The sequence below is a fragment of the Pseudomonas sp. FP1742 genome (genome assembly GCF_030687145.1).
Lineage (GTDB): Bacteria > Pseudomonadota > Gammaproteobacteria > Pseudomonadales > Pseudomonadaceae > Aquipseudomonas > Aquipseudomonas frederiksbergensis_D.
In genome coordinates, this window is record NZ_CP117460.1 from 1,879,762 (window position 1) to 1,904,836 (window position 25,075).

The 25,075-nt window shown below is 54.8% G+C and carries 20 protein-coding genes and 4 tRNA genes; 16 read left to right on the forward strand and 8 right to left on the reverse strand.

Features of this window, described 5'->3' with window-relative positions; all coding sequences use genetic code 11:
* The first annotated feature begins 102 nt into the window (after nt 1-102).
* From PSH64_RS08465 to PSH64_RS08480, 4 genes are all read left to right on the forward strand, one after another.
* Nucleotides 103-178: transfer RNA gene (locus PSH64_RS08465), tRNA-Val, on the forward strand.
* An 18-nt stretch (nt 179-196) separates the two neighbouring features.
* Nucleotides 197-273: transfer RNA gene (locus PSH64_RS08470), tRNA-Asp, on the forward strand.
* Nucleotides 274-460: 187 nt separating this feature from the next.
* A tRNA-Val gene (locus tag PSH64_RS08475) sits at nt 461-536 on the forward strand.
* A 19-nt stretch (nt 537-555) separates the two neighbouring features.
* A tRNA-Asp gene (locus tag PSH64_RS08480) sits at nt 556-632 on the forward strand.
* A gap of 250 nt (nt 633-882) precedes the next feature.
* On the opposite strand, the gene PSH64_RS08485 is transcribed toward PSH64_RS08480, so the two are convergent.
* Both PSH64_RS08485 and PSH64_RS08490 read right to left on the reverse strand, forming a co-directional pair.
* A complete protein-coding gene (locus tag PSH64_RS08485) occupies nt 883-2,019 on the reverse strand; it encodes a catalase family protein (protein WP_305480437.1) in 1,137 nt (378 codons plus the stop codon).
* 3 nt (nt 2,020-2,022) lie between these two features.
* Nucleotides 2,023-3,852, reverse strand: a complete 1,830-nt coding sequence (locus tag PSH64_RS08490; protein WP_305480438.1) for a di-heme-cytochrome C peroxidase — start codon at nt 3,850-3,852, stop codon at nt 2,023-2,025.
* 269 nt (nt 3,853-4,121) lie between these two features.
* On the opposite strand from PSH64_RS08490, the gene PSH64_RS08495 reads away from it, so the two are divergent.
* From PSH64_RS08495 to PSH64_RS08535, 9 genes are all read left to right on the forward strand, one after another.
* Complete coding sequence (locus tag PSH64_RS08495; RefSeq protein WP_105339743.1) at nt 4,122-4,835, forward strand: FKBP-type peptidyl-prolyl cis-trans isomerase; 714 nt, start codon at nt 4,122-4,124, stop codon at nt 4,833-4,835.
* Between the two features lie 295 nt (nt 4,836-5,130).
* Nucleotides 5,131-5,586 carry a YkvA family protein gene (locus PSH64_RS08500; protein WP_105339742.1) on the forward strand — a complete coding sequence of 152 codons (456 nt, stop codon included), beginning with the start codon at nt 5,131-5,133 and terminating at the stop codon, nt 5,584-5,586.
* 114 nt (nt 5,587-5,700) lie between these two features.
* On the forward strand, nt 5,701-6,042 hold the full coding sequence (locus PSH64_RS08505) for a helix-turn-helix domain-containing protein (RefSeq protein ID WP_105339953.1): 342 nt from the start codon (nt 5,701-5,703) through the stop codon (nt 6,040-6,042).
* Entirely contained in the window at nt 6,039-6,410 is a 372-nt protein-coding gene (locus tag PSH64_RS08510) for a hypothetical protein (RefSeq protein ID WP_007898892.1), read from the forward strand. The genes PSH64_RS08505 and PSH64_RS08510 overlap by 4 nt, the downstream gene beginning before the upstream one ends.
* Nucleotides 6,411-6,818 carry a sel1 repeat family protein gene (locus tag PSH64_RS08515; protein WP_305480439.1) on the forward strand — a complete coding sequence of 136 codons (408 nt, stop codon included), beginning with the start codon at nt 6,411-6,413 and terminating at the stop codon, nt 6,816-6,818.
* An 828-nt stretch (nt 6,819-7,646) separates the two neighbouring features.
* Nucleotides 7,647-8,873 (forward strand): hypothetical protein, encoded by a 1,227-nt coding sequence (locus PSH64_RS08520; protein ID WP_305480440.1) that lies wholly within the window; start codon nt 7,647-7,649, stop codon nt 8,871-8,873.
* 81 nt (nt 8,874-8,954) lie between these two features.
* Nucleotides 8,955-10,166 carry a DUF4297 family anti-phage-associated protein gene (locus PSH64_RS08525; RefSeq protein WP_305480441.1) on the forward strand — a complete coding sequence of 404 codons (1,212 nt, stop codon included), beginning with the start codon at nt 8,955-8,957 and terminating at the stop codon, nt 10,164-10,166.
* Nucleotides 10,167-10,181: 15 nt separating this feature from the next.
* Nucleotides 10,182-10,739: a helicase HerA domain-containing protein gene (locus tag PSH64_RS08530; protein WP_305480442.1), complete on the forward strand. Its 558-nt coding sequence runs from the start codon at nt 10,182-10,184 to the stop codon at nt 10,737-10,739.
* An 11-nt stretch (nt 10,740-10,750) separates the two neighbouring features.
* Nucleotides 10,751-11,866 (forward strand): ATP-binding protein, encoded by a 1,116-nt coding sequence (locus tag PSH64_RS08535; protein ID WP_305481124.1) that lies wholly within the window; start codon nt 10,751-10,753, stop codon nt 11,864-11,866.
* A gap of 376 nt (nt 11,867-12,242) precedes the next feature.
* On the opposite strand, the gene PSH64_RS08540 is transcribed toward PSH64_RS08535, so the two are convergent.
* Both PSH64_RS08540 and PSH64_RS08545 read right to left on the reverse strand, forming a co-directional pair.
* Entirely contained in the window at nt 12,243-15,545 is a 3,303-nt protein-coding gene (locus PSH64_RS08540; RefSeq protein WP_305480443.1) for an NERD domain-containing protein, read from the reverse strand.
* Between the two features lie 158 nt (nt 15,546-15,703).
* Complete coding sequence (locus tag PSH64_RS08545; protein WP_305480444.1) at nt 15,704-16,243, reverse strand: hypothetical protein; 540 nt, start codon at nt 16,241-16,243, stop codon at nt 15,704-15,706.
* A gap of 597 nt (nt 16,244-16,840) precedes the next feature.
* On the opposite strand from PSH64_RS08545, the gene PSH64_RS08550 reads away from it, so the two are divergent.
* Complete coding sequence (locus tag PSH64_RS08550) at nt 16,841-17,164, forward strand: hypothetical protein (RefSeq protein WP_026286336.1); 324 nt, start codon at nt 16,841-16,843, stop codon at nt 17,162-17,164.
* 216 nt (nt 17,165-17,380) lie between these two features.
* Here the strand turns inward: PSH64_RS08550 and PSH64_RS08555 are convergent, their stop codons facing one another.
* Both PSH64_RS08555 and PSH64_RS08560 read right to left on the reverse strand, forming a co-directional pair.
* Nucleotides 17,381-17,881, reverse strand: a complete 501-nt coding sequence (locus PSH64_RS08555) for a hypothetical protein (protein ID WP_305480445.1) — start codon at nt 17,879-17,881, stop codon at nt 17,381-17,383.
* A 204-nt stretch (nt 17,882-18,085) separates the two neighbouring features.
* The gene (locus PSH64_RS08560; RefSeq protein ID WP_305480446.1) at nt 18,086-18,724 is read right to left on the reverse strand and encodes an EcsC family protein; all 639 of its coding nucleotides are present in this window, start codon (nt 18,722-18,724) and stop codon (nt 18,086-18,088) included.
* Nucleotides 18,725-19,470: 746 nt separating this feature from the next.
* On the opposite strand from PSH64_RS08560, the gene PSH64_RS08565 reads away from it, so the two are divergent.
* Entirely contained in the window at nt 19,471-19,800 is a 330-nt protein-coding gene (locus tag PSH64_RS08565; protein ID WP_305480447.1) for a hypothetical protein, read from the forward strand.
* 150 nt (nt 19,801-19,950) lie between these two features.
* Here PSH64_RS08565 and PSH64_RS08570 read toward each other — a convergent pair whose 3' ends face one another.
* Together PSH64_RS08570 and PSH64_RS08575 are read right to left on the reverse strand one after the other, a co-directional pair.
* Nucleotides 19,951-21,741, reverse strand: a complete 1,791-nt coding sequence (locus PSH64_RS08570) for a bifunctional diguanylate cyclase/phosphodiesterase (RefSeq protein WP_305480448.1) — start codon at nt 21,739-21,741, stop codon at nt 19,951-19,953.
* A 134-nt stretch (nt 21,742-21,875) separates the two neighbouring features.
* Nucleotides 21,876-23,957, reverse strand: a complete 2,082-nt coding sequence (locus PSH64_RS08575) for a carboxy terminal-processing peptidase (RefSeq protein ID WP_305480449.1) — start codon at nt 23,955-23,957, stop codon at nt 21,876-21,878.
* 140 nt (nt 23,958-24,097) lie between these two features.
* Here PSH64_RS08575 and PSH64_RS08580 point away from each other — a divergent pair, with 140 nt between their 5' ends.
* Nucleotides 24,098-25,060 (forward strand): zinc-binding dehydrogenase, encoded by a 963-nt coding sequence (locus tag PSH64_RS08580; protein ID WP_305480450.1) that lies wholly within the window; start codon nt 24,098-24,100, stop codon nt 25,058-25,060.
* The last annotated feature ends 15 nt before the right edge of the window (nt 25,061-25,075 follow it).

Here is a 25,075-nt window from a genome sequence, read left to right on the forward strand (position 1 = left end):
CAACCCTTCGCTAAGCCTTTGGAAGGCCTGAAAAAATTAATTAAAAAAGTGCTTGCCAGAGGTGTGGTCGCTACGTAGAATGCGCGCCACACCGAAAGTGAAGGGTGATTAGCTCAGCTGGGAGAGCGTCTGCCTTACAAGCAGAATGTCGGCGGTTCGATCCCGTCATCACCCACCATTCGCTTTAGTGTTACGCGCAGCGGTAGTTCAGTCGGTTAGAATACCGGCCTGTCACGCCGGGGGTCGCGGGTTCGAGTCCCGTCCGCTGCGCCATATTCGGTAACCTGGAACGCTGAACGCCAGGTCACCACGGAAAAGCCCGCTAACGCGGGTTTTTTTCTGTCTGAAGTTCCTGTGGGGTGTGTCGTTTTACCGGTTTTCAGATTTTTTTGATTTTTTATCAATTAAATCAACACTTTATGAAAACCTGTGGCATAATGCGCCCCGCAACGAAGGTAAAGGGTGATTAGCTCAGCTGGGAGAGCGTCTGCCTTACAAGCAGAATGTCGGCGGTTCGATCCCGTCATCACCCACCACTTACTTTCAACGCTACGCGCAGCGGTAGTTCAGTCGGTTAGAATACCGGCCTGTCACGCCGGGGGTCGCGGGTTCGAGTCCCGTCCGCTGCGCCATATTCGGTATCTGGAACGCTGAACGCCAGATCACCACAGAAAGCCCGCTTAATGCGGGCTTTTTGCTGTCTGGGATTTGGCTTTTTGCTGGATCCGCTGAAAAAAACGCTCTGCCAGGTCAAGTGCAATCCATGTGGGAGCGGGCTTGCTCGCGAAAGCGGAGTGTCGAGCGACATCAATGTTGATTGTGCCACCGTCTTCGCGAGCAAGCCCGCTCCCACAGGTTCTGCGCTTAGCTGAGTGGCATTACTTATTGTTCAGCGTTGCGGCTGTGTCGATAGTCGCTGACAGCCTCATACACCGCTTTACGCAACCGATTGATCCCACCAATCGGCCGATGGGCTTCAAGGCCGAACCATGGGTTGAACGACAGATTGTCGCATTGCAGATTCAGCGCCGGGGTGTCGAAATCCTGGGCGGGTAGCTTGATCCGGGCCACGGTTTCGTAGGGCGCGTCGCGTTCACGCCACTCGATGCTGGTGTCCTCAATCGGCATGTATTGGCTCGGGTCCTGACGCTGTATCTGCAAAACGAAACACGCCGGCACCCGGTCAGTCGATAACTGCTGGTTCAACGCGCTACGCAGGAAGTTCGGCAGCTTCTGATTTTGCGTGGGCAGGGCGTAGACCGGACAGCTACCGGGATCGGGCATTACCCGGAATTTGGCATTGGCCTCACCAAACTTGTACGGGGAAACCGAAAAGTAGGTGGTCTGGGTCGGGCTTGCCGGAGCGGGGGAGAGTGTCGCCAGCGCAATAAACAGATGGCGAACCTGCCAGGTGCGCGGGTCCCAGCCCGGAAAAAATGCCATCACCTTTTTACCATCAGCCTGAGCGGCCACATTCTGACGATACTCGGCGACATCGCTGACGAAGAAGTTCGGATGATTGAACATCACGAAATCCTGTTCATTGCGCCCTTGTCGGTCACTCAGCAACTGTTTGCCAGGCACATCGAACAATTTGATCGCCATTCCCCGGGCATCGCGAATGCTGTCGAACTGCGGATACGCATTGCCGTTGGACAGACGCATCGTCGCTTGCCAGGTTTTGCCGGGTTCGCTGAACACGCCTTGGCGCAACTCCTGCGCCAGATCCGGCAGCACCTGAACCTCGGCCTTCACGCAACCATGGGCCTTGGCGTGTGCGTCGCGCAGATAGCGGGTGCTTTCGCGGTGTTGATCGACGATCCGCACCGCCGTCTGGATGATGTCCCGGGTCATCGCCGCTTCGCCGTCCGGAATCAGTTCTTCAGCCGATACCGGGCCGCGATGTTGCCAGGCCAACCATGCCATGGCCAGCGCCCAGCCGAGTACGCCCAACCCCAGCAACCACAGCAGCGTTTTGCCGAGGAAAGCGCCCAGGCGCAGCCAGAGAGTGATCAGCATGGGTCAATCCTTCTGACTGAGCAGGGGGGGTAATTGCGACTCCAGCGGGCCGCCCAATACTTTCAGGTATTCCAGCAGTGCCCAACGTTCCTGCGGTTGCAACAGACGACCGATTACGCCGTTGCCGCGCTCGCCGGCGCGGAACTCGTGGCCACTGTTGTGATTGCCGGTGATGCGCGTGTCGAACACAAATCCGTTGGTAAAGGCTTCGGTGCGATAACCCAGGTGTTTGGGGTCGTATTCGAAGGTGCCCTTGTAGAAGGTGGTGGGGCGTTCATCCTGGGGCGAGAGCAGTTGATAAATGCTCGGCACCGAACCGTTGTGCAGAAACGGCGGCGTGGCCCAGACGCCCGCCAGTGGCCGGGCCTTGTAGCTGCGCAATTCCTGTACACCGATAGGCAGGCCGAAACCGTCCAGGTTCGGGCGCTCCGCGGGTGTCACATTGGCTGCGCGGTAGGCCTGGTTCCCCACGAAAGCAGTGACATAGGCCAACCCCTTGGCCACTGACAACTGGCTCAAATCCAAGGGTTCCGTGGGTTTTGGATGCAGTTGTACATCCAGTTGCGCAAGCTCTGCCGGATCCCACTGCAAGGCCGTCAGGTCGAAGCGATGGTCGGCAATGTTGTTGGCGGCACCGGGGTCTGTGCCAATCACTTCCACGGGCAGTAATTTCAGATGTTGTATCTGCCTGCCGTCACTTTGGGTGACTTGGGGGACGTGGCACCCGGCGCAGTTTTCGGTGAATAGCGCGCGGCCTTTTGCGGCCAACGGTTTGTCGATGGTGCCCAGCAGGGCTTCTGGCCAGACGGGGGGCTTGAGTCGTTGCAGGGTTTGTTCGATCTGGTGCAGATCGCGCACCCGGACGCTGGACGGGTAGCGGTCGTCGCCCTTGAGGGGCTGCCCGCTGGCGTCGAAGAAATTCAGCGTAGCGCCGACACCCAGGGCTTCGCCGATATTGCGAGCCATTGGCTGTTGCGCCGAACCGTTCCACTGCACCCAGTCGAAGGTCCACATGTCCCACAGTTGTGGGTAGTCCACCGGCGCGTTGGCCACGCGGTAGTTGGCGGGCGAAATCGCGTCGCCGAAGCTGGCGTTGGCAATGCGCCCGAAGGCGTCGGTGCGGCCGGGGCCTTCTTCGGTGGGGTAGAGCCCGCGATGGGTATCGTTCCAGGCCACTTTCAAGAAGGTATCGAGCGAGCTTTTAAAGTCCTGGCGTAGCTGTTGATGCCGCGCATCGTAGTCCTGGCCCAGGACGTTGCGGGCGAAACGTTCGAATTTCCAGGGGTTGTAGTAAGTCGAGGCGAGGCTGGCCACCAGTGCCTGGCCGAAGCTGCCGCCACGCAGGGTCGGGACGCTGGACGGCAACACATGCTGGGCCGAACCGCCGTCGATGCGCACGGCCTGGCCATTGAAGCGTAATTCGCCGGTGTGGCAGGCGGCGCAGGTGATGTCCAGAAACTCTTCCTGGCTACCCGCATTTCGATGACGGGCGAAACCGACGGGCAGGTTGCCGGGGTTGTTCTGCGTGGCTTTCTGGCTCGGATCGATCAGAAAACCAAAGCGTGCGAGGTATTCGGGCGCGGCGAATCGTTTTTGCGAGAAGGGCAGTTCGAGGGCGTTGAACCAGTCATAGCGCAAGCCTTTGACCTGGGTGCCTTGGGGCGTGAAGTAGTAAGCCTGGCGGTCTGCGGCGCTCCATTGCTCCAGGTAATGCACCTGTTGCGCCGGTGACCAGTTCGGTAATTTCGGGTTGGCGACGTAGTACAGCACCACGGCGAGGGCCAGCCCCAGCAGTACTGCGATCAGAATCAGCAAGCGGATTATGAGGCGCACGATAAACATCCTTGTCAGTTTGTAGCTCTCTTATGCCTCAGCTGACGAGGGGCGGCAAGAGGCCATTACGCCAGGGGCTGTGGGAATCGGTCTCCGGGTCTGTGGGGGCCAGATGACAGAAGCTTCATCCTTCTAACCTCGAAATGCGTTTAAACACCTGAACTTATCGCAAGTTTCCTGCTCTCATGCCGGTAGCCATTGGTCGTGGCCGCCTGATAAGCTCGCGGCTTTACTCGATTGCCCTTTAGGCGCATGAACAAGGAAATAGCATGAAACAGCATCGGTTGGCGGCGGCGGTGGCCCTGGTTGGCCTGGTACTTGCGGGTTGTGATTCGCAGACCAGCGTAGAGCTGAAAACCCCGGCGCAAAAAGCTTCCTACGGCATTGGCCTGAACATGGGCAAAAGCCTGGCTCAGGAAGGCATGGACGATCTGGACTCCAAAGCCGTAGCCCAAGGCATCGAAGATGCCGTCGGCAAGAAAGAACAGAAACTGAAGGATGAGGAACTGGTTGAAGCCTTCGCAGCACTGCAGAAGCGTGCTGAAGAGCGTTTGGCCAAGATGAGTGAAGAAGCGGCAGCCGCCGGCAAGAAATTCCTCGAAGAAAATGGCAAGAAAGCCGGTGTCGTCACCACAGCTTCCGGCCTGCAATACGAAGTGGTCCAGAAGGCCGATGGTGCACAGCCCAAGCCGACCGACGTAGTGACTGTTCACTACACCGGTAAACTGACCAACGGCACCGTTTTCGACAGTTCCGTCGAGCGCGGCAGCCCGATCGATCTGCCGGTCAGCGGTGTGATTCCGGGTTGGGTCGAAGGCCTGCAACTGATGCACGTTGGCGAGAAGTACAAACTGTACATCCCTAGCGAACTGGCTTACGGCGCCCAAAGCCCTAGCCCGGCGATTCCAGCCAACTCGGTGCTGGTATTCGACCTGGAGCTGCTGGGCATCAAGGATCCAGCCAAACAAGACGCCACCAAGTAATCCGCGTCTGCTCGAAAAAACAACGCCTCGCTTATGCGGGGCGTTGTTGCATCCGGGGTTCGGTGAAGGTAAACAAAGCGAACCGATGCTGTACGCTGGAGTCATAGCCAGTGAGAGCGCCCGAGCTAGACGTACCGGGGCGCCAAGTCAATGAAATCTTGGGTTTTTTTATGTGAGTAAAAAACGCCCGATCTGAGTAAGACCCTTGTGAAACGGGGCCTCCAGCGGTGAAATGCAGCTCTGTTCACAAGGTTATCCACAATTTGTGTGGATAACATTTCAGTGGGAGGAAAAGATGAAAACGCCCTGGAATTTCGCTCGTTTCCTACCTTTGGCCGGACGCCTGCTGGCGCGTGGTCGCTTGCCAACCCTGCTGTTCGCGGTTGCCAGCAAAAGTGCCAGCCAGGGTAACCGGCTGGGCAAGCTCAAGGACGATCTGCGTTTGTTGCAGGCACTCTGCCTGGCCTACTGGCGTGGCGAATACCGGGCCATCAGCCCGAAGGCACTGGTTTCGGTGGTGGCCGGCCTGATGTATTTCCTGAGCCCCGTGGATGCGATCCCGGATTTCATCCCGGTGTTCGGCATGCTCGACGACATCGCCGTGCTGGCCTGGTTGATGAAAGTCCTCGATGACGAACTCAATGCCTTCCGCGTCTGGCGCAAACGTCAGGCGCCGGAAAAGCTTGCGGTGGTTGAACGCCTGCCCGACACCCCGGAGCAACTGCGGCTTCAGGGCCCGAAAAACAACTGAGTCGATCCAGTCTCCTCTAGATATTCATACCCCCCGCGACCTTGGCCGCTGTTAGGATTACACTTCTAAGGAAAAGTGCCGACTCGCTAAGTGTCGTTGTCCTACGGGGTAGTCATGGATATTCAGATAATTACACGCGAAGGCGAACCAGAATATGCGGTTCTGCCATGGGCTCAGTACCAGGCTCTACTGAAAGCAGCAGGCATCAACGAACAACCACCGCGCGAAGCCACAGTGCGTCCCGCGGCCACATCAGACCAGATTCTTCCGGGTCTGGATCAACTACGCAGTTTGCGCGAAGGGAAGGGCATCGCCATTGAGGCGCTTGCCCGCACGGTAGGCATCAGTCCGTCATATCTCGCCTTGATCGAAAGCGGTGAGCGTCAACCCGACGCTGCTATTCGCCGCAGCCTCGCCTGGGAGTTGACGGTGCCAGGATGGAGGGATGAATCGTGAGCGTACGCATCAGTCGTCAACATTGGGACGGATTGCTGGGGGAACTGGATCAGGCGCGCCGTCAGCGCCATCTTCTGACTTATCGGGCATTGCTGGAGCGATTGCAGCTACCCACGCCCGCCATGCAAACCCTGACCGCCGCCCTTGAGCACCTGGCCGCGCTGGACGCCAGGGCCGAGCAGCCGCTGCGCAGCTCGCTGGTGATCAGCCAGGGCGCCAGTCGTTTGCCGCGCACCGGCTTCTTCGAATGTGTCGAGCGCCTCGGGCGCTTCTCCGGACCGTCCGACGGCGTGGCTGCCGCATCCTGGCATGCCTCGGAAGTGGTGCGGGTGTTCGAATACGAGTACCCCGAGTCGGCGGAAGCCTGAGTGTTCCTACGACTCAAGGCGCGGGCCGGTTACTGGCTGGCCCGCCGGTTGTTCCACTGGTCGTGGTTTGTGCGCCAGCCGCGAGGCTGGCGCTGGCTCGAGGGCCAGTTCGCGCGCATGGCGAACCTGGGGGACGTCAGTGCCCAGAGCTTCTACGGCCACATCCTGACCTTTCGCGGCGTCGGTCTTGGGGCTCGCGAGGAGGGTGTGCGATTACTGCGCCTGGCCGCGTTGGCGGGGGATGGCAAGGCGGCGTATCAGGTGGGCGTGATCTGCCTCGCGGGGACGCCGAGCAAGGCGCCGGATCCGGTGGAAGCGGCGCGGTTTTGGCGTATTGCCTTGAAGGCTGGGCATCCGTTGGCTGAGATCAAGTTGAAAGGGTTGGCGAGTGGCGATGCTGAGCCGTAATTCGATGTCCTTCGATGAGCAAGAGTTGTGGGGGGCTAACGATGGTCAATTATAAATTCTATGGCGAGCTGCTTTCGGCCGATTCTGTTGAAAAAGTCGGTCTGATCAAACTGTGCGAATATTGGCCGGTGAAAACGTCATTTTTGCACGCTGCTACGTGAAATCTGAGTCCGATAGCCTCTGCCACAAAAGCAAGGATTTCAATCTCAAACGCGCACTTTTCTGCCGTGGAAACTAAGGTCGACTTTTTCAACAGAATCGGCCAATAGCGGACATTCGCACCAGGCTTGCTTGAGAAAAAATGCGGATACCGGATGGAGCGAGGTCATTAATAACGTCTGCTGTCTTCATTTTTTTTATCAAGTCGACTTGCGTGGGAACCGGTTTCCCGTCTACCTTTTTGTTACTTAATGCTGGTTTGATGCATCTACCGCCACAACTCAGGGAGCGAGCTGTGCCATACACTCCAAATCCCCAGCACCGTAATGGCGGCTATGCGGCAGTAAAGTCGCAATGGTCTATCTCGCAGCCTGAGGAAGTCGCGTGCTTCGATCTCGCGGTTCAGGCCGAATGGGTATTCAGAGACAGCTTTTGGGGATTGCACATAGGGGCGGCCGGTCTTAGCCCTTTAGGCGTAGCTCCTCCGCCGTCATCTTGCCAACTACATATCGCTAAATTTGTAGGCGATGCGATTGGTAACTGGCACGGTTATCCTGTTGCCCATTGGCTCTCCCCTTATGACAAGCCAAGTGAAACGATTCTTACTTCTTGGTTTGAATTAGGCCTGATTAGCAAGCCCAAAATGGCCAAAATTCATAGGGGGAAACAATGCGCTCTGTAAAGCTCACTATTGCGGGAAGTTACTGGGATTCGCAAATTTACTCGGGAGAGCTATTGCTGTTCGACAACGATGGCGGTTTACATCGTATTGACTGGTCAAGCTTTGTAGACCAAATCGCCTTTAAAAATGATGATATCCAGACTGCCGTGCGTGTCGCTTTTTCTGATAGCGATCTTTTTTATAATCCGAAAGTTGTAAAAATATTGCGCGACCCGGATTTAGAGGCACCTGTTAAAGCGCAACTTTCCAAACTGTCAAGTCTTGAGCTTCACGAAAGTAGGGAGTCTTGGGAGAAAATCTGGACAACAGAAAGTACGCCTTTCAATTTTTTACCAACCGACACTGAAATTTATTATAACAATATCTTTGCAGGTGGGAATGAAGGCCTATACTCCGCGCCCCGCCAAGGGCGTCCCAGTGGTCGATTTACTTCAACTTTCAAGCCCAAACGTCACCATGATGCGACAGTGCTCCAAGTAAAAGCTTCTGATAGTTATACGGCTATTGCTACCGCTTCAGGCGGCGATGGACTATTCGACTTTTCTTTATTGAAAGGCTCCGGAGAAACACTGAGCAAAGCGCGAAAAATAGCGGAAAGACCGTGCAATGCGTGCGACTGGGCTTTTCAGAGCGTGCTTGGATGGAGTGCAAATTCAGCTTTTATGGCTTCGTTTAGAGAAGAGAAAGAACCAAATTCAAAGAAAGTTATCAGAATAGTCGACAGAGTAATTGACCAAAGTGAAATATTTCAGAGCCCAACTGATAAGGACAGCTTTACGTGGGGCGCCCGCGAAAAACTCTATAAACTGACAGGCGGGCACATAGAAATTCAGCACTATCGGGCAAATGAAAAAAAATCTAAGAAAAAATATAATAAAAAATTCAATGCTATTGGTTCGTTGAGCTTTAAAAATCCATCACCTGTGGTCATCGCGTCTGGCACGGCCTCTTTCGGAACTGTGCTTGAATTTTGCGACAGAATACTTGTAATGCGTAGTGATGGATCGGAGGAGGAGTTTCTAGAGGAGCCTGTTCACTGGCGGATCTTTCCAAGATCTGAACATTACAGCAATCAATTGCATATAATTTATGAGGATAGACTCGTAGTTATATCCTTTGTGCATGATTACTTTGTTGATCAGAGTTCAAAGTTGTTTGGGTTTTCCAAAGGTAAAAATGAGTATTCAGATTCTGACTCGGAGCCTTATTTTTAAGGTGCTGAATAACAGCTGAATCGTCCATGCTTTCCTAGGCGAATCTGACGGCGAAGGAAACAGATAATAACTGGACATGCCATGACCGACAGAAGCGCTGTTGATACTATTCGAGGGTATTTTTACCAGTTCGATCTGTCCATTCTCAGCGTCTTACAGCTGGCGGCGCCGGACGATTGCATAGAGATCGAATGTATCGAGGACATCGATATCCGAACGGCGACCGATGTCACGGCTACGCAGTGCAAATATTACGCGAAGACCGAATATAACCACTCAGTCATCAAAGACGCGGTGAAGCACATGGTCTCCCATTTCAGTGAAAGTTTAGCGGGAACGAAACCAAAAGTTTTGTATTCCATTAAGGGGCATTACCTCTCCGGGCAGGAAAAATTAGATGATGGAATAGACGTCGATTTCCTTAAGAGGAATTTCCTGACCTATACGAAGAAAAAAGTTACCTACTATCATCACGTAGAATTAGGTCTCTCCGATGCCGACCTTGAGGAATTTCTAAAGCGTCTCAGTATCGACGTGTGGGCGAAAGAATTTGACGAACAATTCCGCGAAGTGATAGGAGCTCTCCACGCTATCTTTGGAGGAACACTTTTCTCTGCTGAATACTTTTACTACAACAATGCGCTAGCAGTTATCCGCGAGCTCTCAATCAGAGCTGCGCCGGCGGACCGGTCAATTACGAGAAAGAAGTTTTTGACAAGAATCAACACCTCCACTGTCCTATTCAACGAATGGTTCGTCGAAAAGAGGGGTAAGAGGGCCCACTTAGCCGCGCTTCGCAAAGAGTACTTCACGGAGCTCAACGTATCCCCGTTTGAACGCTTCTTCTTGGTAGAGATTGACATAGGCTCGTACGATCGAGGTGACCTCAAGGATTTATTCTTCGAGATTTCCAAGAAGTGGGCCAAGTTGTCCGCGCGGGAGCCTACTCCCTTCTGCCCATACATCTATGTCCATGGAGTCACAGATGACGACCTCGTTTTACTAAAGCGAGAGCTCTGCACGGAAGGATTCAAACTCATAGACGGTCACGATTTCCAGGGCTCGGATTTCAGTTGTCACTCAATCATGCAGAAGGCGACGCATGGTAATGGGATAAAAATTAAGGTTCTAAACTCACTTCCCAACGTCGAACAAACCGTGGAAGCCATAACGAAAACACGGTGTATCTATCAGTTTCACTTGGGCAGCTGCTATTTCGATTACGACAAGCCAGCGGTCAAGCACGTCAAGATACAGGTAGAACGGCTATCGGATGTCAAATCCATCATCTAACACAGGAACGTGGACATGGAATACGCAAAGGAAGAAGAGCAAATCAACGCCCAAGTGATCGCGGTCTTCCCCGACAAGGTGCGTATTGTTGTAGATGACCTCGAAGATTTTAAGGTGGCGGAAGAATCCTTAAAAGTCGGTTCTTATGTCAAGATTGCGGACAACGAGAACGCAATCCTTATAGCAATTATCGAGAACTTCCAGATCTCCGTCAGCACGCATGGGAAGCGAGATTATATAATCGAAGCTTTTCCCCTTGGTATCTTGAGGGACGGCAAATTCGAACGCGGCGGCGATTCGCTCGCAATTCCTCCGAAGGAAGTGCAGCCGGCGACCATCGCCGACATTAAGAAGATTTACGAGGACTCGGTTCCGAAAGAAACAAGATTTCTATTTTCGACTCTAGCTTCGAACGAGAACGTGCCTGTGCCCGTGAACGGAAATAAATTCTTCAATAAGCATATAGCTGTGGTCGGTTCCACCGGCTCCGGCAAATCGCATACCCTGGCTACAATTATTCAGAGAGCTGTAAAAGGAAAGACGGCGACTTTTCACTTAATAACTCGCACGTAATAATTTTCGACATCCACTCTGAGTATAAGTCGGCATTCCCCTCCGCAAACCATATCGATATCTCGAATCTCGTCTTGCCATATTGGATGCTGAATAGTGAAGAGCTGGAAGAGTTCTTTCTCGACACCGAAGCTAACGATCATAACCAGAGGAACATCTTCAAGGAAGCGATCGTTAGGGATCGACGCGCAAAATTCAGTGGCTCCGAAGCCGAAAAACAAAAGATCCACCTCGACACGCCTATTGTTTTCGACATTAAAGAGGTGCTTGCGTATGCAGTCGCAAAAAACGAAGAGATGGTCGATACTGGAGAAGTCTACGCGTCTAGCAACAAGGAAAAGGGCGGGCAGCCTAAATATACTCAGGGTAGCCTCTACGGGAAGTTGACCAACTTCGTGAATAGACTAGAGAATAAGGTGAACGACAGTAGGCTCGATTTTTTTCTAGGTGAAAAATCAAAAACTATCACGTTCGAAGAGACACTAAAAAAGCTGCTTGGGTACACTTCGCAAAGCGAGTCGAACGTTACCGTTATTGATCTTAGCGGAGTTCCGTTCGAGGTTCTGAGCATAACAGTCTCACTTATTTCGCGCCTAATTTTCGAACATGGATACATTTACAAACGAATCCGTTGCGCCAAGGATCCCAACGAAAAGGTCAACAACGACGTACCAATTCTGCTTGTGTACGAGGAGGCGCACAAGTATGTGCCTAACAGCGACCTTTCCAAGTATCGTTCATCAAAAGTCTCCATTGAGCGTATTGCGAAGGAGGGGCGGAAGTATGGTGTCACCTTGTTGCTAGCGAGTCAGCGTCCATCCGAAATATCAGAAACGATCTTTTCTCAGTGCAGCAACTTCATTGCGATGCGCCTTACTAATCCTGCAGACCAAGGGTACGTGAAGAAGCTACTTCCGGACTCGCTTGGCTCGCTGATCGACAAAATGACATCGTTCCGGCAGGGGGAAGCTTTACTAGTAGGTGAATCCATCATACTTCCGTCAATTGTCCAGATCGAACCGTGTGCTGACGCACCATCCTCAAACGACATCCCCTACTGGCAGCTCTGGAAGGAAGAGTGGAGAGCCATGGACTTCGCGACAATCAAGGCCGAGTGGTACAAGTAATCTCCACGCACCGTGTATGTAGGGGCTTAAAGGGAGAGGCGAGCGTCTGATTTTGACCGATGCCGTTGAAAAGGTCGGTCCGCCCAGACTGCCTGCTCATTGGCTGGTGAAAACTCCTTTTTGCACGCTGCTATGTGAAATCCGAGTCCGGAAGCCTCTGCCAAAAGTAAAGATTTCAATCTCGGACGCGTACCTTTCTGATGTGTAAACAATGGTCGACTGTTTTCAACAGAATCGGCCGATAACTGCCTTCCAGGAAGGGCAGCAGTCTGTCAGACACGGACGCTGAACATTTCTAGGGGGCTAAGGTATCCCGCGGGCGCAACAAGTAGGGCATTAAGGGTTGTCAGACTGAATGCCTGCGTCGATAAGCCCCTTAGTCTCTGCGCTCTTCGATCGATTTTATCGCGCTCAAGGCAGTAAGAGCGGATTGCGGATCGTCAATTAACAACCGGAGTCGTGCTAGGTCACCTACAGAGCCATACCTACCTATGACATTGATGGCAAAGTTCAGTATCTCGGCGTGATCCGTAAAGAATGCTCCATCGAAGTAGCCGGGCTGGATACTAGGACTCTGGAGCGCCGCACGACATATCCCTAGTGCTTGATCGGGGAATGCACGCACCAATTCTACCGAGCGCCCCCCGAAACCGGAGATAGACCTGGAAATTGTGTAAAGAACCCCTATTGCTACGGCAGGGTTTGACTGAAGTACTTTAACTGCTAATGCCGCCTGATTCTCCTCCAGCACAGAGCTAGCGTCCCGCCGTTGAAGCCAATGGTAAAGAACGCCACATGCGAGAAGCACATCCTCATGAGGTTGCCTTCCGAATCGAAGGGTTTCGGCGGGTAGATCATTCCCAAGGGCGCCAAGCGCCACGAATGCAGCGACGAACGTTTCAATAGCTTGTTGAGGTAGCTTCGACTGCTGCGCTGGCAGCTGAGTCCAGCGCATGATGTAGGGAATAGCAAGGCGATCCCCCAGCCGTGCAAGCTCATCAATAAGGGAGCTAAGAAAGAAAGCGTCACCTTCAGCTCCTTCGCATGCGAGACGCAGTAATGAAAGTCGTTCTTGGGCTGGCAACTCCTCAAGTACCTCTATGTAGGCGCTGCAGAAGGGATGGTCAAATTGAGCATTGTAGAAGCCCCACGCTGCGCCGGAAGCCTCTGCGGACTCCGAAGACAGGATTTCGCATACTTGTAGGCGAGCACTCTCTACGTGCTGATTTTCCTCCTCTTGCAAAGCGCCTAACCCGCTGAGTGCCTCAATGGCTGTCTGGGCTAACCATGGATGCAAATCAGGCAGGAGAACTTGGAGTACATCGACGTACCCTTGTCGGATATGGTCCGGGACTTCACGAAGGGCGTGCGCGTAATCGAGAAGGTCGAGGCGGACATGATAGGGAAGAAATTTCCAACGCTCTTGCTGGAGATACGGCAACACATACTGTGCGAAGCTACTCCGAATCTCATATGCCAGACGTGATAGCGCCAAGGTGAAGTAAAGTTCCCCGGGTGACTCGACCTCGCACCATGCAAGTTCCAGTGATGCGGCCAAAGTTGAAGTGCCAGCTCTGTGTAAAGCGAGAAAGCCGCTATGGAGGTCCGAGGCTATGTGGGTGAGGCCCACACGCTCTGAGCCGAACAGGTACGTGGCCGCGAACAGGCCACTGCGAATATTGACCTGCTTCTCCGCTGCTTCCGAATGCAGCCTCCGGAATTCTGCGGCGAGAGTGGCATCCATGCTCTTCACCGCGCCGAGTACCTCCTTTATCCAGCGTCCTTCTGCCATCCCGGCCGTAAGCACTGTAAGAAGCGCAAAGTCGCGATCTGACCAAGCTGTGAGGCTGCTAGGGTCGACTGCTACATTCCACCAACCATCCGCAGTGACCTCAAACCTCAGCCGCGTTGCCTCCTCAGTGAGTCGCGCCGGGAGAGCAGCTATCGCATCTGTGATGAGAAGACGCGCCGCACTGCCACATTCACCAATGAAACATGCTTCCAATAACTTACTGTCAGATACCCTGCTGAGGATCGTCGCTAGCAGCGACTCGTCTTCAATAGCACCGATGATAAATGTACGTAGGGCACCGTATTTCGGTACTGCAAGGGCGGCTAGGATCGCGCCATCATCAAAGCCTGCCTGGCGAACTAGAGCCTCGGTCGCAAAAACGTTGAGGTACATCTCGTGGCACAGGCTCACACGATCACCCCGCAGGTTTAGGACGCCTGAGCCATGAGCTTGCCGCAGAGTCGAGGCCGGTAGGCCGAGTTCAGCTAGGAGCCGATCCACCTCTCTGATCGACAAGCTGAATGTCATGCGACCCACCAGTCGCTCCGCTATTGCGCAAAGTAGGCGTATGCCATCAGTGGCCGAATCACCTAGCTTACGTCGCACGAAATAATCGAAGAGTGCGAACCTGCTCGAAGATTGCGGAATCTCGCGTCCAATCTGGCCAATGAGGTCCGCCTCGATACCAGTGGTGGCAGCCTCAAGGAGGGGAATTAGGGAGGCATCTGAGGATAGGTTGATACTCGCAATTTTCGCCTTCAGCTCATTCCCAGGTCGCCCGACGCTGACATGTCGAAGCTGCAGTAGATCGGGGCGCTCAATATCGATCTGTGATGTGATCACAATCAGCGTGTTGTATCTGACCGATGCAGCGCGAAGAGCCCTTGTGAGTTGAACCCTACTAGCCTCCTGACACTCGTTGTAGCCATCGACAAACACTGCGATCGGCCGGGACATACGCCGAGCAGCTGCAATCAGGGCAGCAGCGGATTGTAGGTCGAGTAGTGCGGCTTCGCGGTCTAGCGATGTAGCCAACTGGCCGTCGAAGGACTTGCAGTCAACTAAGACAGGGAGAATACCTCTAGCAACAACGCGGTTGGCAAGGCAGAGGGACAGCAACGTCTTTCCACAACCTGAAGGACCGCGAATTAGTAGGTTCGCCCGCTCACGCAAGAGCGCGACCTCAATGTCACCTAGCTCGTAGGCCTGTCCGTCCTGATCATAGATGTCCGACACGTATCGCGCGGCCATCGGCCCATAGGTGGCCGCAAACGCACTCGTATAACGATGCAGGGATTGTTCCGCGTCGAGCAAACGCGTGTCGAACGCGTGCTCTACATCAGTTATTCGCCGAAGGCCATGTGCTTCAGCAAAATGATGCCAGCGGTCAGGACTCCACCGGAGGCTGGAGCTCTGATTGATCAGCGCTGAGAATTCGCCAAGATCATTGAGGCTTACTTTGTGATTGCTTGCAGGAAGATCAGAGCCGGTGGGCAGCGAGGGGGTGAACAACACGCAAGCATTGGGGTACCCAGACAGCGAGGCATCGTGTGCTCGCATGGCATCACGTAATTCGTTCTTAGCTTGGAGAGCCTGAAGATAGGCGTTTCGATATTGCTTCCACCGACCAGTCCGCGTCAATGCGGTCCAGTCACCGTTGTAACTTCCGCGCAGTGGGTATGAGACCCCCTTCGCCTCAATGACTAATGTGAGCTGATCAGTACCTATAACGAAGTCGAGTTGGCGACCACCTATGTGCAGGTTTGCAAACACCGTTGCAGAAACGGCACGCTCCTCCAGTATTGCCAGGAGAGTTCGAAGCACTACTCGTTCAGATTCTTCCTCTATGGGGGCGCCGATGAAGAGTGTGATTGTGCTTAAAAACATGTATGCCTTCCCCACCTTATGCTTTGCATTCAGACTGTAAGTTCCGGCACACCTACTGCAGCCAAAAGTCATACGTCAACCGTGTTGCGGCGATTATTTCTCGCTGCAAACGAGTTGGCACATACTGAACTGATTCAAGACAACCGCTAATCACCAACTTATTCCTTCGGCATCGGGGCTCCCCTGCATGAATTTTTAGCTGCTAATCGCCGCCGTGATCCACAGCGGATATTGGAACAGGTAATTTTTCCTTCAATTAAATCGCTATCGTCGGTTGCCTTTAACCCTTGGAGCGGCATGGGAGATCCAAGGAGTTCTTTGAGGACATGCTCGGCATCGGCCTGTTCGTCAATTGAATAGCCGTCAAGGAGCGTACGCACTCGGCCTTCGTACATCCTCCGAGCAAGGTTGGGGGCAATGTCCGAAACCAGTGGGCCTTTACTATCCAGAAGGATAAACGACTCGAAGGTAACGAGCAGTCCTGAGCCAGACGGATTTAGCTGTTTTTTCGGATGTCGACCTACCCACGTAACGCGCCCTGCAATTCCGTGGCTCTGCGGTTCGTTACTGATTCCTCCAATACCAATTACCGCATCAAAGTCCCAGTTCCGCACGTTCCCCATACAGTCGTGAATGCCAAATCGACCACTTCTGTCGGGGTCGCCTATGTGAGTTCTTTTGTACGTGAGGATTCGCATGATTGACCGCCTTGGGCTGTGGTCGTGTTGCCCACCCTTGTGGTGAGTACGGCGGTATCACTGTTACCAAGAACGGAAACGGGTTACAAGGCTTCCATATTCGTTTTCAGATGTCACATCTGGACACCCCAGCGAGAACATTCCGAATGTTCTCAGTAGCTCCATCCCTAGACCATCGCCCCAGGTCTAAAGCGGCTAACCCACGGTGGAGAAATCAAGCCAGGCTTCAGCGAAGCTTTCCCCACATTTGCCTTTTCTGAGCGAAATTTCTGGGCAAGGTCTTCGGAAGTTTCCTTCAAGTTGTGGCGGTTTTCGTGAACTGGTGCGCAGTGAGTTCGATCGGTAGGCTTTGGGAGTCACTGCATATTCAGTGGCAGGGCGTAGGAACCCTTCAACCTCCCAAAGACGACATAAGTGTCGACTTCTGATTTGCGGCTGCTGACTTGCGTCCGTAAAATCAGCTGCGGCGGCTGTGCGCGGGCACGCTTCGGCGTGGTCGAGTGTCTCTGGGGCTCGATATTCCTACCCCGCGTATAGCTGCCACCCATGCCTGTAGGAAGGCAAATGGCAGCTCCTATTTTTCCTGGAGTTCTAAAAATGCCAACACTTCATCCTGATCCACCCTACGAAAAACCAATTCCCCACCCCAAAAACCGCTTCATGGCGTTGACCAGCAACTGCACCGACATGCCCACCCTGTTTGTCGACACCCACGCGCCGCTGGATATTCTGACCGAAGCCGCCAGCTATCGAATCCGCGCCGTCACCCAAGTGCTTGAGAACCTGTCCATGCGCGGTTCAGTCGAGTGCGATTCGATGATCCTCAGTGATTTTGCCTTGCTCTGTGCCATTCCGCTGCGCGATGGCTGTGATGTGCTGGATGTGATTGGGCGGCGGTTGCGGGCTCGGTCTTCGGACTAGAGCCGAGTGGTTTTTGTGGCGAGGGGGCTTGCCCCCGTTCGACTGTGGAAAAGGGGACTGATTTATTTTGAAGGAAATAAATCAGTCCCCTTTTTGATTCAAGCGTTCAAGGCCGCAACTGGGAGCGAATGGGGAGGTGGGGAACCACCAGGCGCATAGATTACAAACTGAATTACCTCGAATTTCCTGGAACACCTTTGAGCTTCTTCTATTGACTCAGTGATGCTTGCGCAGAATCTCGTCCACCGTGGCCAAAGTTAATTTTTTGCCTTCACGATGGCCAGAATTCGTAGCCACACACTGAATATCAAACTTGGCACGGCCTGCCGCTCCTGCAGTCAATAATTCAATTTCCAACGTCGCCGTTTCGCCCGGCTTGATTGTCGCACGCTCAAGGGAACTCCAGATACCGGCTCTATTGGTGCAGTCTGGGAAAAGATCAATGTGTCCCTTATAGTCAACAGCGATGGTAACGGGAATCTCGCCGCCGTTCCTCACGTCAACCTCACTTCGGTATCCCTCAGACGTCGCATCGCAAAGCCGGAAATCGGCCTCTAGCGAAATCTCATATTTTGTCGTGTGCGCCTTTTCTACTTGGTCTGCAGATCGGCCCGAATTGGCCGCGGACTTACGGTTAGCTTTGAAAGCTTTGATCGCTATGATGATCCCCACTGCTGCGAAGAAAAGAGCGAAGGGGTAATAATTTTCGGAAGTCACAAACGGTCCTTAACAAGTGCTGTGGATCTGGATGAAGGTAGAAAGAAGCGTCTAGAGCCCGTAGTTGCAGCGGACGAATGAATCGACCACGTCTTCGAGTAATGTGGTCGGATCTATTTATTACAGTGAAAGAATATATCCGTCCCCATTTCCCTGTGTATTTCCCTGGCCACAGGGAAATCCAGCTATCACTAAGACGGGCCGTTATGCAGTCGTCACTTCTTTTGGTGTAAATGTATCGCGCGCTACGTTACCGATGGTGTTGGTCGTGTAGGCATCGAAACTTCCGCCAATCAAGCCTCCCAGCAGGGGCACGGCTTTGCCGAGATTGATCACGCCTTTTTCACCAAATTTGGTGAACAGCTTGAAGCCTACCTTTTTGTTTATCTCTATCAGAGTCTTACCGGAAATCGACTTCACGGCGTTCATCGCCAGCTTGTTGCCGACGGCAATGCCGATGTCTTTCAGCACTTCCTTGGCGGAGTTGGCTGTGAGGCAGGCGAAAACGAGGGTCTTTACCTTGTCATCCTTGACGTCGTAGCCACCTAGGTGGGCGATGGCGGCGATCATGCGAATTTGTACGAAAAGCACACTTGTGATGTTGGCGGGCAACGCGACGGGCAGTGTGATTAATCCACCCAGGCCGGTAATGAAGCCTGAGGTGGCCGATTTGGTGTTCTGCCAGCGAATCAGGGAATTAGCTTGATCGTAGGCAGGGCTTTCTTCCTTGGCGTAGCTGGCTGCGAGCTCCTCGGCGGAATCAAGACCGGAGAATCCATTCACAGATCTCTCGTAGGCCCAGTCAAGGACTTGCATTATCTTTTCTTGACTTATCAGTTCCATCTTCAGTCTCGGTGTATGATTGATGGCCTTATGATGCCACATTCGTTTGGTTATCCGCATTACCTCGCTTTGAACAATTTTCCTCCAAATCCCTTCGCCACTGCGCTGACAGCAGAACTCCACTTACTAAATAATTGCCCACAATCCGCGACTGAATACTTGCAGACGCTGGTTCGCCAACGTGCGGGGATTCTTGAGGTCGTGATCCGAATTATTCCAGTTTTCAAGGCTGCTATGGACGGTTAGCAGGCTAATCCGCTTTTAGCCGTCTCCACCTGATCAGTCGACTGACCACTATTGGCTGTGGATTTCTGCCTGTCGCCACCGGCAGCTATAGGTCGAAAGCGGTTAACCCACGGTGGAGAAATCAATCCAGGCTCCAGCGAAGCCCCCGCCACGTTTGCCTTTTCTGAGCGAAATTTCTGGGCAAGGTCTTCGGAAGTTTCCTTCAAGTTGTGGCGGTTTTCGTGAACTGGTGCGCATTGAGTTCAATCGATAGGCTTTGGTGGTCACTGAATATCAGTGAGGGGGTGTAGGAACCCTTTAAGCATCGGTAATGCGTTAGCAATCGAAGTCGGATTTGCGGCCGTCAATGTGCGTCCGTAATATCTGTCGCGGCGGCTATGCGCGGGCACGCTTTGGCGTGGTCGAGTTTCCGATGCTCGGTATTCCTACCCCGCGTATAGCTGCCACCCAAGCCTGTAGGAAGGCTTTTGGCAGCTCCCATTTTCATCGGAAGGTCTCAAATGCCAACACTTCATCCTGATCCACCCTACGAAAAACCAATCCCCCACCCCAAAAGCCGCTTCATGGCGTTGACCAGCAACTGCACCGACATGCCCACCCTGTTTGTCGACACCCACGCGCCGCTGGACATTCTGACCGAAGCCGCCAGCTATCGAATTCGCGCCGTCACCCAAGTGCTTGAGAACCTGTCCATGCGTGGCTCGGTCGAGTGCGATTCGATGATTCTCAGTGACTTTGCCTTGCTCTGTGCCATTCCGCTGCGCGATGGCTGTGATGTGCTGGATGTGATTGGGCGGCGGTTGCGGGCTCGACCTTTGGATGCTGGTTAGCCGAGTATCAGAGCTCAAGAGTTGTATTGTTTGAGCGGGCGTCTTCGCGAGCAAGCCCGCTCCCACAGGGGGTATGTTGAGGTACACAGATTGTGTGCTTCCAGCAGAACCAATGTGGGAGCGGGCTTGCTCGCGAATGTGACCCATCAATCACCGCTGCCCTACAAGCAACTCATCTTCTCGCCCAGGCACCGCCAAACTATCAATCACATGCACGCTATACCCCGGCACATTCTTCGCGTGGTGTTTGGCCTGCGAGGCCATTTCCGCTAGCTGGCTCGCGTCGAGCTGTCCGCAGGCCTGTGGATGCAGATGCACCACGCCGATGGACAGGGACAGCAGCGGGAACTCCTGTCTTACGCCCTGGCGGTTGGGGGCGATGAAGCAGCCGGCTTCCAGGTGTTCGCTGCGGTAGAAGCGTCGGCATTGGCTGTGGAAGTCGTCCAGCAGTTGGTTCAGGCGTTTGCGCCAGTCTTCCGGGCCGAGCACCAGCAGGAAGTCGTCGCCGCCGATATGGCCGACGAAGTCGCGGGATGGGTCGATGCGGTCGTTCAGGCATTGCGCCAAACACAGTAGGACTTCGTCCCCGCGACCGTAGCCGTAGATGTCGTTGAAGGGTTTGAAGCTGTCGATGTCCACGTAGCAGATCACCGATTCCCGTTCCTGTTGCAGCAGGCGTGTCAGGCATTGCTGGATCGGCACGTTGCCTGGCAGCAGGGTCAGCGGGTTGGCGTAGCGGGCTTGCTGGATTTTCAGTTCGGTAATCAGTTTGAGTACGTCGATCACTCGACCCAGGCCCAGATAGCCGCCGTTGAGGGTGATGATGAAGTCTTCTTCGATGCGCTGGCGGGCGCGGCTGGTGATCAAGCGGCTGACCTGTTGCAGCGACTGGCTCAGCTCCACGGCGAGGAAGTCGTCGCTCATCAGGCGGCTGATAGGTTTGCGGGCGAACAGGTCGGTGGCAAAGGGCTTGAGCAGGGCGTCCGAGAGCGAATGACGATGGACGATGCCGCACGGCTGGCCCTGCTTGTCGAGCACCGCCAGGGAGTTCAGGTTGGCCTGGCGGCGGAAGGCTTCCAGTACGGTGGCGGTCGGGGTGTCGCTGGTCACCGCCGGTTGGTCGTTGAGCAGGGCGCTGAGGTCACTGGCGTCCTCGTTCAGCATCGCTGCGGCGCTGGTTGGTTTGGGCATCAAGGTTCGGGCATCGCGGGGCGGATGCTCCTGGGGCCGGCAGAGCAGATAGCCTTGCACAAGATCGACGCCCATTTCGGTCAGCACGGCGAGTTCTTCTGCCAATTCGATGCCTTCGGCGATCACTTTTGCCCGCGAAGCCTTGGCGATCTGCAGGATCGAGCCGACGAATTCACGCTTGAGCGCGTCCTGATGAATGCCGTCGATAAAGTGTCGATCGATCTTGACGTAATCCGGGCGCAATTCAGACCACAGCCGCAAGCTTGAATAACCCGCGCCCAGATCATCCAGGGCAATGGAAAAGCCCATTGCCCGATAGTGATGCAGGGCGGTTTGCAGCAACTGGAAATCGTCGGTCGGGGTCTGTTCGGTGAGTTCGATCACCACCTGACTCGGCGGTATGCCGAAATCCTGCAACAGTTGCAGGGTGCGTCCGGGTTGGTGGGCGGCTTCGAGCAGGGATTCCGGGGAGACGTTGAGGAACAGTTTGCCGGGCAGTTGCTGTTCATTGAAACGTCGGCAAGCGCTTTGCCGGCAAGCGATCTCCAGTTCGCTGAGGCGACCGGCCTGGCGGGCGACCGCGAACAGGGCGATGGGGGAGTGCAGCGGGCTGTTGGAGGGGCCACGGCTGAGGGCTTCGTAGCCGATGATACGTCGTTCAGAGAGGGAAATGATTGGCTGGAACAGGCTGTGCAAACCGCTTTGAGTCAGTATTGAGCTCAAGGCACTCGGCTGTTCGGTTGTGGTCATGGCGATCTCTGGCGATAAAAAAAGGACCGGGAGCGTAAAGCTCCCAGTCCTTTATTTCACGACAGAATGATGTCTGTTTGATGACACTCCGGGGAGCGTCAGCATTAAATTGCCATCATCCTGATTGTCACCACTTAGTGCTTGGCGACCGCGGTGTTGAGTTTCAAGTAATCCAGCAGAATCCGCCCGGTTTCGCTCAGGTAGGCGTCGTCTTCTGGCTTGGTCTTGTCCGGCTCGGCCGCGATGGCATCTTCGTCTTCTTTCTTCAGCTCTTTGAGCGGCTCTTCACCCTTGGCCTTGCGACGGATGTTCTCCATGGCCAGTTGCTTGGCTTCGATATCGGCGTGTTGTGCACGACGGTCGGCTTCATTGAGGCTGACGGTTTTTTCGGCCATCAGCTTCTGGGCCAGGGCCAGTTTGTCGCGGATGAACACGAACTCCGCGTCTTTGGCCGTGCGCACGTCATGCTCGGACTTAAGCGCTGTGATGAACGGTTTGAACGGGTCAACCGCCGGCTTGATGGCCGCACGGATGGTGTCCCACGGCATGGCTTCCGGCAGGGCGCTTTCACCGATTTCCTTGGTGTCGATGATCGACGGGTAATCGATGTCCGGCAGTACGCCCTGATGCTGGGTGCTCTGACCGGAAACCCGGTAGAACTTGGCCAGGGTCAGTTTCAGTTCGCCATGGTTCAGCGGCTGAATGGTTTGCACGGTGCCTTTGCCGAAGGTCTGGCCGCCGATGATCAGTGCACGGTGGTAGTCCTGCATGGCGCCGGCGAAGATCTCCGAAGCCGAGGCGGACAAACGGTTGACCAGCAACGCCATCGGGCCTTTGTAGAACGCACCCGGGTTTTCATCTTCCAGTACATCGACCCGGCCGTCGGCATTACGCACCAGCACGGTCGGACCTTTGTCGATGAACAGGCTGGTCAGCTCGGTGGCTTCCTGCAAGGAACCACCGCCGTTGTTGCGCAGGTCGATGACCACGCCGTCGACCTTGTCTTTCTGCAGCTCGGTCAGCAGCTTCTTGACGTCGCGGGTGGTGCTCTTGTAGTCCGGATCGCCGGCACGGAAGGCCTTGAAGTCCAGGTAGAAGGCCGGGATCTCGATGACGCCGAGCTTGTAGTCCTTGCCATCCTGCTTGAGGCTGAGGATCGACTTCTTCACCGCCTGATCTTCAAGCTTCACCGCTTCGCGGGTGATCGGCACGATCTTGGTGGTCTGGTCGTTCGGCGCATTGCTGGCCGGGATCACTTCCAGGCGCACCACGGTGCCTTTCGGCCCACGAATCAGTTTGACCACTTCGTCCAGGCGCCAGCCGACCACGTCGACCATCTCTTTGTTGCCCTGGGCCACGCCGATGATCTTGTCGGCCGGTGCCACTTGCTTGGTCTTGTCGGCCGGGCCGGCAGGCACCAGGCGCACGACTTTGACTTGATCGTTATCGCTCTGCAACACGGCGCCGATGCCCTCCAGGGACAGGCTCATGTTGATGTCGAAGTTCTCCGCGTTATCCGGCGACAGATAGTTGGTGTGCGGGTCGTAGGACATGGCGAAGGTGTTGATGTACGCCTGGAAGATATCTTCCGCGCGGGTCTGGTCCAGACGCGCCAGCTGATTCTTGTAACGCTTGGTCAGGGTTTCCTGGATCTGCTTCGGCTCTTTGCCGGAGATCTTCATCCGCAACACTTCGTCCTTGACGCGTTTGCGCCACAGGTCGTCCAGTTCGGCGGTGGTCTTGAGCCAAGGGGCATCCTTGCGGTCGACCAGCAAGGTTTCCTTGGTGGTGAAGTCGATCTTGTCGACGCCCTTGTTCAGCTCGGCAAGGGCAAAGTCCAGACGCGCCTTGACGCGGTCCAGGTAGCGCTTGTAGATGGTGAACCCGGCGTTCAGGTCGCCGCTCTTGAGGAAGTCGTCAAACTGGGTTTTCCATTTGTCGAATTCGGCGATGTCACTGGCCATGAAGTAGCTGCGTGATGGATCCAGCAGCTTGAGGTAGCTGTCGTAGATGATCATCGAGCGCGCATCGTCGAGCGGCGGCTTGCTGTAATGGTGACGCTTGAGCAATTCGACGACGTTCAGACTGGCGATGACTTCGTCGCGATCGGGCTGAAGCTTGTCCCAGCTGTTGGCTGCGAACGAATTGCTCGACATCGGCAAAAGACCGAGACCAATGACAAGAGCGAGGGCGGTGCTGGGGAAAAAATGCTTCATGCTGATTCGACGCGGGGACAATTGATCACGCATATTAGGCCGTCTTTGAAGTCGCCGGTTCCCACAAGGGCCGGTCGCATAATGCAAGAAAGCCCGGCGCTATAGCTTCGGGCTCAGTCCAGACTCACTATGGAGGCACTGTGAAAGCATTGCAAGGCGTTGAGGGGCGAGTGGAGTGGGTTGAAGAGCCGAGTCCTACATGCGATGTAGGACAAGTTCGTATCCGAGTGGCGGCAGCGGGGCTCAATCGAGCCGATTTGTTACAGAAAGCAGGCCTTTATCCGCCACCGCCGGGAGCCAGTCAAGCACTGGGTCTTGAGTGTTCGGGGGTGATCAGCGAGGTCGGTCCGGGCTCGTCCTGGCAGGTCGGCGATCGGGTTTGCGCCTTGCTGGCCGGGGGTGGGATGGCCGAAGAGGTAGTTGTCGACGGACGGCATGTGTTGCCGGTTCCCGAAGGTTTGTCCCTGGCCGAGGCCGCGGCGTTGCCGGAAGTGTATGCGACCGTTTGGCTGAATGTGTTTCAACTGGCTTCGCTCAAACCGGGTGAGAAAGTTCTTCTGCACGCCGGAGCAAGTGGAATCGGTTCAGCTGCCATTCAGCTGTGCAAGGCGTTTGGTAATCCGTGCTGGGTCAGCGTCGGCTCCGAGGATCGCCTGGCCTACTGTGAAGCACTGGGTGCCCAGGGTGGAGTGGTGCGCAATAAGGATCTGGAGCGCCTGAACGATCTTGGGCCGTTCGATGTGATCCTGGATCCAGTGGGAGGCAGCTACGCGGCGTTGAACCTCAAGCTGCTGGCCCGCGATGGTCGCTGGGTGTTGATCGGTTTGATGGGGGGGCGTGAGGCGCAGCTGGACCTGGCGCAGGTGCTGGCCAAGCGTGTGCAGCTGCTGGGTTCGACCCTGCGCAATCGCGACGAGCAGTTCAAGGCCGATTTGTTCAGCGATCTCGGCCAGCATGTCTGGCCGCTGTTTGCCGAAGGGCGTTTGAGCCCGCAACTGGCCAAGACATTTGCGATCAAGGATGCCGAAGCGGCGTTTGCGGAGCTGGCGACCAATCAGGTGTCGGGCAAGTTGGTGCTGGTGATCGACGAAAGCCTGACCTGACGACACTTAACCTGT

Bases quoted from the DNA above. Each gene is read 5' to 3' on its own strand.
- PSH64_RS08530 (WP_305480442.1), top strand. From the start codon at position 10,182: ATGGAATACGCAAAGGAAGAAGAGCAAATCAACGCCCAAGTGATCGCG.
- PSH64_RS08560 (WP_305480446.1), bottom strand. From the start codon at position 18,724: ATGGAACTGATAAGTCAAGAAAAGATAATGCAAGTCCTTGACTGGGCC.
- PSH64_RS08570 (WP_305480448.1), bottom strand. From the start codon at position 21,741: ATGACCACAACCGAACAGCCGAGTGCCTTGAGCTCAATACTGACTCAA.
- PSH64_RS08500 (WP_105339742.1), top strand. From the start codon at position 5,131: ATGAAAACGCCCTGGAATTTCGCTCGTTTCCTACCTTTGGCCGGACGC.
- PSH64_RS08540 (WP_305480443.1), bottom strand. From the start codon at position 15,545: ATGTTTTTAAGCACAATCACACTCTTCATCGGCGCCCCCATAGAGGAA.
- PSH64_RS08545 (WP_305480444.1), bottom strand. From the start codon at position 16,243: ATGCGAATCCTCACGTACAAAAGAACTCACATAGGCGACCCCGACAGA.
- PSH64_RS08575 (WP_305480449.1), bottom strand. From the start codon at position 23,957: ATGAAGCATTTTTTCCCCAGCACCGCCCTCGCTCTTGTCATTGGTCTC.
- PSH64_RS08565 (WP_305480447.1), top strand. From the start codon at position 19,471: ATGCCAACACTTCATCCTGATCCACCCTACGAAAAACCAATCCCCCAC.
- PSH64_RS08525 (WP_305480441.1), top strand. From the start codon at position 8,955: ATGACCGACAGAAGCGCTGTTGATACTATTCGAGGGTATTTTTACCAG.
- PSH64_RS08520 (WP_305480440.1), top strand. From the start codon at position 7,647: ATGCGCTCTGTAAAGCTCACTATTGCGGGAAGTTACTGGGATTCGCAA.
- PSH64_RS08485 (WP_305480437.1), bottom strand. From the start codon at position 2,019: ATGCTGATCACTCTCTGGCTGCGCCTGGGCGCTTTCCTCGGCAAAACG.
- PSH64_RS08550 (WP_026286336.1), top strand. From the start codon at position 16,841: ATGCCAACACTTCATCCTGATCCACCCTACGAAAAACCAATTCCCCAC.
- PSH64_RS08495 (WP_105339743.1), top strand. From the start codon at position 4,122: ATGAAACAGCATCGGTTGGCGGCGGCGGTGGCCCTGGTTGGCCTGGTA.
- PSH64_RS08505 (WP_105339953.1), top strand. From the start codon at position 5,701: ATGGATATTCAGATAATTACACGCGAAGGCGAACCAGAATATGCGGTT.